Origin of the sequence: Oligoflexus sp. (genome assembly GCF_035712445.1) — a bacterium.
Classification (GTDB): domain Bacteria; phylum Bdellovibrionota_B; class Oligoflexia; order Oligoflexales; family Oligoflexaceae; genus Oligoflexus.
In genome coordinates this window covers 36,780-43,499 of the sequence record NZ_DASTAT010000049.1, presented here as the reverse complement: position 1 = coordinate 43,499, position 6,720 = coordinate 36,780, and the positions used below count along the sequence as shown (strand labels likewise).

Annotated in this window: 5 protein-coding genes and 1 pseudogene; 4 read left to right on the top strand and 2 right to left on the bottom strand. The window is 53.9% G+C overall.

Features of this window, described 5'->3' with window-relative positions; all coding sequences use genetic code 11:
- Positions 1–1,647 (bottom strand): annotated as a pseudogene (locus VFO10_RS09940) (hypothetical protein); the annotation flags it as partial.
- A gap of 315 nt (positions 1,648–1,962) precedes the next feature.
- Between VFO10_RS09940 and VFO10_RS09935 the strand changes: the two are divergent.
- From VFO10_RS09935 to VFO10_RS09925, 3 genes are read left to right on the top strand one after another with little or no spacing between them, the layout of a single operon-like run.
- On the top strand, positions 1,963–2,460 hold the full coding sequence (locus VFO10_RS09935; RefSeq protein ID WP_325139564.1) for a hypothetical protein: 498 nt from the start codon (positions 1,963–1,965) through the stop codon (positions 2,458–2,460).
- A 17-nt stretch (positions 2,461–2,477) separates the two neighbouring features.
- Entirely contained in the window at positions 2,478–3,665 is a 1,188-nt protein-coding gene (locus VFO10_RS09930; RefSeq protein WP_325139562.1) for a glycosyltransferase, read from the top strand.
- 2 nt (positions 3,666–3,667) lie between these two features.
- Positions 3,668–4,951 (top strand): glycosyltransferase family 4 protein, encoded by a 1,284-nt coding sequence (locus tag VFO10_RS09925; RefSeq protein WP_325139560.1) that lies wholly within the window; start codon positions 3,668–3,670, stop codon positions 4,949–4,951.
- Here VFO10_RS09925 and VFO10_RS09920 read toward each other — a convergent pair.
- A complete protein-coding gene (locus VFO10_RS09920) occupies positions 4,948–5,526 on the bottom strand; it encodes a hypothetical protein (RefSeq protein WP_325139558.1) in 579 nt (192 codons plus the stop codon). The two genes, VFO10_RS09925 and VFO10_RS09920, sit on opposite strands and share 4 nt — an antisense overlap.
- 213 nt (positions 5,527–5,739) lie before the next feature.
- On the opposite strand from VFO10_RS09920, the gene VFO10_RS09915 reads away from it, so the two are divergent.
- A complete protein-coding gene (locus VFO10_RS09915; RefSeq protein WP_325139556.1) occupies positions 5,740–6,714 on the top strand; it encodes a serine/threonine-protein kinase in 975 nt (324 codons plus the stop codon).
- Positions 6,715–6,720: the final 6 nt, after the last annotated feature.

Sequence of the window (6,720 nt, the reverse complement as noted above, 5' to 3'; positions counted from 1 at the left end):
TTCCGCATCCAGCGGGAAGAAGTTCAGTTTCACTTTTCGTGTCGCTGCATCGTACGAGAAGTTGTTGGTGGCGACGTTCTTGACCTTGACTGTAACGCCTGCCACCGGCCTTCCAGCAAGTTGGAAAGTATCCGCCAGAGGCATGTTCATACGGTAATTGACTTTGATGTCAGCATTGGCTGCTGGCCGCGTTGCGAATGCGATAATCCGGCCACTGACGGTGTAAGCGCCGGCATTTAGCATGGCACCATTCACAGTTACCGAGATCGTACCTGCGGCGGGGTCATTGGCCAGGGTAACCGAGTTGAACATAGGTACAGCGTTAATTCGATAGATAGCCTTGATTGTGCTACCATTGGCAGGCTCTTTACCAACGGCGAATTTCAGGCTCTTTTCGGTGACCGTGTAGTCATTTGGATTAACGGTCGTCGTCACACTCGCTGGTGCAGGCGAGGTCACAGTGACAACGAGGCTGCCAGGCTCAGGCTTGGCCGATAGGGAAAACGTATTATCCAGCTGTAAGGCGATGCTGTCGGAAATGCGATTCAGGGTACCAGCATAGTTAGCATCGCAGATGTTACCATAATTGAGGCCAGGCGTGGATTTGTAGTTGAAGAGACGGATATACTGGGTTCCCGCATTCAAAGCGGTCCTACACAGGTCTTTGCTGGGAGCGATAATACCATAGAACCCGGCGTTCTTTCCGACCGTACGGCCCAGCGTCTTTTCCACATAATCTATGAGATAAGTTTCCTTGGCCCATTTGGTGTTGCCGCAGTCACCACCATCCTGGCTGCAGTTATCTTCATCGCTCACAATCAAAACCGCAAGAGTGGATCCCGCACGCACTACGTTCTTGCCTGGACAACGCAGGCCCACAACAGCCTGGCGAATTCCTTGTTCGAAGCCAGAACCGGATGTGCCGGCCTTTATTGCCTTTGAGAATTCATCGGCGGCGTTGACGTCGCCCTTCTTGATTAAAGTGGAAATACAGGTTTCCTGACCTTCAGTTGCAGGATCATTGTGTCCGTCGTTAAGAGTATTGCCATTGATCACAGTGTTGGTATTGATAACGCTAATCTGCCAGTTCGCATCCTTGATCGAAGCCAGGAGCGCATCCATTTTCGTTGAAAGATTCTCCTGCTCTTTATCCATGGATCCGGAATTGTCGATAACGACCAGAATATCAACGTCGCCCTTCTTTCCAGCTTGAGTAAACTGATCTGTCACTTCCTGACCAGGGTTACCTTGCTTGAAAGGGTCGGTTGTTGCTGTCCGGGTGTTCTGTGGAAAGCTTTCGGTCTTGGGCGACGTCTTATCGACCAAATTAACTTTGGCTGTCACGTCTTTCAAATCGAGCGTGAACTGCGTCTCAGCATTCTTGAGCACAGTGGTGGGAAACTGCGAAAAAAGCGAATCGGGCGCAGGCTTCAAAGCAGCCGGCACATCCAAATCACTCGAACTGATCGGAGCCGTGGTGATGCCACTGTCTTCCACAGGCGCCGCATCATCACTGCTGGCGTTTTCTGCGGTGGCTTCCACGGTCGTACTGCGGAAATTTGAATTGCTGCAGGCGGTGTGCATGACCATCGCACCCAAGCCCAAAAGCAAACTTTTATGTAAGACCTTGGCTCCCAAACTCTTCATGTGCAGACTCCCCAGTTATCCCGCCCGTGAATTCGTACGAACCCGTGCTCAAGCTACGCCTGCTATAAAGATTCAACTCTATAAAATTGCAGGCTAATATATTGCTTCAGCATATTCATGACGGCCTATTACGGGTGAAAAGGTTTCCAGCGGACTGTATCGGCATTTGGGGGCCCAACTTGAGAAAAAAATTCAAGGCTGGCAGTTTTCAAGTCCTTCTGGTGGTTTGCGGGTGTGATTCTGCCGGGAAGGAAAGATTGATGACGCAGGGCATGGGATGCTTTAACCTAATGGAAAAGGGAAAGGATCAATACAATGATGAAACGGCTGCTTTTTGCGTTGGCTACGGCAGGACTTTGCCTTGCCAGTCCTGGCTACGCGAACTGGACCTTGAACCTTGGTTATCATAATCCCATGAACGCCGATCTGGGCGTGAATTTCCTTTATTGGGGAAGTCAGTGGAATTTCGAAGTCGGCATCGGCTGGGTGGATGCGGACGCCAAGGCCACCGATGACGCCAATGACAAGAAAACGGAAAAGGATGACGATGGGGTGGGACTGGCCCTGGCCGGTGACCTTAACGTGAAATACAGATTCATGACGGGTGTTTTCGCCCCTTACGTGCAGGTCGGCATTGGGGCCTGGACCAGCGCGGCAGTTGGTGACCAGAGCGATGCCAACGCGGATCTGGGCGGGCCCTTTGCGGGAATCGGCCTTATGCTCGGAAAGCCGAATTTCTATGGTTACGCGGCTTACAATGTCGATAAGAACGAAAACGATCAGGTCCAGGCCGGCATTGGTTTTGATATCTGATCCTTTGCGGAGCCGCCATGCGCATCGGTTATCTCGTTCCGGAATTTCCTGGCCAGACGCATATTTTTTTCTGGCGCGAGATTTGCGTTCTGCGCAAGTTGGGGGCGGATGTCTTCCTGCTCTCGACCCGTCGGCCTCAGATGGCCAGCCGGCACGCTTTTGGACCCGAGGCGCAGACGGAAACCCATTATATTTTTCCCCCGAATTTTCTGATGGCGCTTCTTTACCTGATGCGAAGGCCGGGGCTGACCCTTCGCATGCTCCTTTATATCGCGCGTCTTCAGGATGCAGGCTGGATCAGTCGCCTACGACTGATCGGGCTTATGATCTGCGCCGCGGATCTTCTGATCCTCGCGAAGCAGGAAAATCTGGGCCACATCCACGGGCACAGCTGTGCGAACGTCGCTCATCTTCTGGCGATGGCTGATCAGGCTGGGGATCTGCCTTATAGTTTGACCCTGCATGGGGATCTGCCGGTTTATGGCGGCGATCATAAGTTCAAATTCGCTCGGGCGCGTTTTATCGCGTGCGTAACCTTTGCTCTGCAAACCCAGGTCTGGGAGGCCTGTGGCATGGATAAAAAACGCCTGCCTGTCATTCGCATGGGCGTGGATGTCGATGCCTTTCGGCCCGGCCCCGTCCGGGCTGGTCAGCCTAATATCCTGCGCATGATCACGGTCGCGCGGCTTGCCGAATGCAAGGGGCACATCTATGCGATTCGCGCGCTCAGGCAGGTTTTGGATCAGGGTTTGAATGCGACCTATACCATAGTCGGGGATGGTGAAGAGCGACCGATTCTGGAAAAGGAAATAGTCGCGCTGAAGCTCGAAGGGCATGTGCGCATGGTCGGGACCGCAGGTGAGCATGAAGTCCTGGAGCTTTTGCATGAAGCCGACTGTTTTATCCTGCCGAGCGTCGGCTTTGGTGAGGCTGCCCCGGTGTCAGTCATGGAAGCGATGGCCTGTCAGCTGCCGGTCATTGCCTCCATCATCGGCGGCACTCCCGAGATGATCGAGCCTGATGTGAACGGTATCCTTGTCGCGCAGAGGGATGTGCCGGGTCTCGCCCTGGCCATGCTGCGCCTCGGTGCCGACTGTGATTTGCGCGTGGTGTTGGCCAAGGCCGCAAGGCAGACGGCCGTCACGCAATTCTCCGCAGAACATTTTGCGACTGAACTTCATAAGGCGATCCTCGCCAAAGGTTGAACATGGAACCCCTCCGTATCCTGGTTTTGAGTGAGCAGAATAATCCGGACTGGATAAGCGTGCCGCTGGTCGGCTACCGTCATGCCGAGGCTCTGGCGCGGCAGCATCGTGTGCATCTCGTCACGCACATTCGCAATAAGCCGGCTCATGAAAAAAAACGGGGGCCCTTCACGGATATCACGTATATAGATCTGGGTTGGCTCGACACTTTTTATAACTGGATGTTTGAGAAAATATTCAAAGGGGATTTCGGCAGCCAGGCTCTGACTGCTGTGCGTCTGCCTTTTTATATTGTTTTCGAATGGCTCGCCTGGCGTCAGCTGCGTGGTCTGGTGGAGAGCAGGACCTATGACTGTGTTTTAAGATTAACGCCGGTGGCACCTGTCCTGCCGAGCCCGTGGGCCCGCTGGACGAAAAAATTCGGACTGCCTTTTGTCATCGGTCCCATCAATGGTGGTCTGCCTTTTCCGGCTGGCTATCAGCAGGCGCAGAAGCAAAAGGAATGGATTTCAAGCCTGAGAAAAGTGTATCAGCTGATGCCTTATGCAAGGTCCACCTATGCCGAGGCCCGGGCCATCATCGCCGGATCTTCGCAGACCTGCTCAGAATTCGCAGCCTATCAGGATAAGGTTTTCTTCCTGCCGGAAAATGGAATCACGCCCGAGATGCTGCAGATGCGGCGGATCATGGCCGTGACGAGCAAGCCCCTGCAGCTCCTCTTTGCCGGTCGGCTTGTGCCCTATAAGGCCTGCGACCTTGCCATCAAAGGCGCTGCGGAACTCCTGCGGACGGGGCGCGCGCATTTCACCATCGTGGGTGACGGCGCGGAGCGGCAGGCTCTGGAAGAGCTGGTTCAGACCCTGGGAATCAAGGCGCGTGTGACCTTTACGGGTATGGTGAATCATGAAACGGCGCTGCAATATTTCATGAAGGCCGATGTGATGGTGTTCCCATCGGTCCGTGAATTCGGTGGGGGCGTAGTCTTCGAGGCCCTTGCCACCGGGGCTGTGCCCATGGTGTCCGACTACGGTGGGCCCGGTGATATCGTTCATCAGGGCATCGGTTTTAAAATTCCATTGAGCAATGAAACCGCTGCTGTCGCCTATATCCAAAAAACCCTGGATGAACTGGAGCATGATCGCGCGCGGCTTTTGGAATTGAGTCGCAACGGACAGAACTATGCGCGTGACTCCCTGACCTGGGATGGCAAGGCGCGACTTACGGGTGAGATTTTGTATTGGGTGCTCGGCCGGGGTGAAAAACCCCGGCTGCAGCCGTCGCGTTAACCGGCTTTTTGATCGGGAATATAGGGCAGTGGATCGAGGGAGATTTCCCCGATGCCGCTGGGCCGCAGAGCCGTTTCAAAGCTGATTTTGACTTCACGCGTTTCCGCTACATCACGCGCGTTATGATCCATCTCCTGCTTCCTTTGGAGGATCGCTTCTTCCAGTTCGCGAATCTCCTGAGCCAGCTTCTCATTTTTACGTTCAAGCCTTTCGATCTTGCGCGTCGCATCATCGAGTATGGTCGACACATTGATCTTGGCCGACACCAAGGTCTTTTGAACGATGGTGATGACCATTTCTTTTTTGTTATCAGGCAGCTCACGCATCAGCTGAATGGCGTCTTCAATGCCATAGGCTGCGGGTCTTGTCGCGATTGCCGATGCCGCCACGGGTGGTGGCGTGGGAGCCAGCGGCGCGGGCGCGTGAGGCGCGGGCGGCTGCGGACTCATCATGGACGTGGGCGAGGGAGCAGGGGGGCGGGCTTTCATATCCGGCCTTTCGGGTGTCGTGCGCATTGCTGCTTCCAGATCCAGAGCATCCTTTTCATAAGGATTCTTTCGATTGAAAAGTCCCATGCCGCATACTCCTTCGTCTGAACTCGGTGGCCCATTCAGTTTAAATTTTTGATAACAGATTGTTATAACTTTTCGTCGTGACGCGAAGCGGGCTGAATGGCAGCCTTTAACCATCTAATTTTACTGGTAAATATAAAAGAGTTAAAATTTTTCTTGGACCTTACGGTAAATGACCGATACGGCGTGCAGCATGGGAAGGAGCGGATTTTGGTCATGTTGCAAGGAATGTTAGGGCCTTATCAGCTGATTGAACCGGTGGGCGAAGGTTCGCTCGGACGGGTTTACAAGGCCCTGGACACGCGGCAGCAGAAGCTTGTGGCCGTGAAGGTCCTGCACGATCGTCTGCGGCAGGATCCGCTCTTCACCGGCGTCTTTCACCGCGAGCTGATGATGCAGCAGCGCGTGTCCCATCCGCATCTCGTTCGTTATCTGGACGGCTGCTATGAACCTCCGGTTTTTTATATGGTCACGCAGTGGATTGATGGCTGGACTCTGCGGCAGATCATCAAGCACTTCGGGCGACTGCCGCCGCTGGTGAGCCTTTGCATCGCCTGGCAGTTCGCGCAGGGGCTGGATGGCCTTCACCTTCATGATCTGGTGCATGCGGACCTTTCCGCCTCGAACATCATGATCGAACGCAGTGGTCGCGTGTTCCTTGCTGACTTCAGCCTCGTCCTCGATTCCGCCCTGGATTCCTATAAAAACATGATCATCGGGACACCCGGATATTATTCGCCCGAGCATCTGAGCGCCGAATCGGTTGTGGCCGCTTCCGATATCTATGTGATGGGACTTTTGATTTTTGAAATGGTGGAAGGACGAAAGATAATTCCGGTAATGGATGCCAAGACCAAAAGACCCGAAATCATCCAGGCCATGCGCAATCTGCGGCTCGGACCCATGAAATGCACCCACGAGGCTTTGCGTCAGGGTTTGAGTCAGATTCTGGAGCCGATGCTGGAGCCCATGCTGGTACGCCGGGTGAACAGCATTGAAAAAGTTGCGAGCTCTTTCAAGCATCTTCTTCTAAAATTTGGTATTCAGGATCCCTACGGGGCTGTGCGGCAGTTTTTAAAAGACGGGCAGTTCCAAACCACAGACAGCCAGAAACACCGGGATCAGGATATCTATCAGGGCTATAAGCCTTATTCCATCGAGGATATCCAGCTCCTGGCCAAAGGAAGTTGAGTCCCC

Bases quoted from the DNA above. Each gene is read 5' to 3' on its own strand.
- VFO10_RS09935 (WP_325139564.1), top strand. From the start codon at position 1,963: ATGATGAAACGGCTGCTTTTTGCGTTGGCTACGGCAGGACTTTGCCTT.
- VFO10_RS09930 (WP_325139562.1), top strand. From the start codon at position 2,478: ATGCGCATCGGTTATCTCGTTCCGGAATTTCCTGGCCAGACGCATATT.
- VFO10_RS09925 (WP_325139560.1), top strand. From the start codon at position 3,668: ATGGAACCCCTCCGTATCCTGGTTTTGAGTGAGCAGAATAATCCGGAC.
- VFO10_RS09920 (WP_325139558.1), bottom strand. From the start codon at position 5,526: ATGGGACTTTTCAATCGAAAGAATCCTTATGAAAAGGATGCTCTGGAT.
- VFO10_RS09915 (WP_325139556.1), top strand. From the start codon at position 5,740: ATGTTGCAAGGAATGTTAGGGCCTTATCAGCTGATTGAACCGGTGGGC.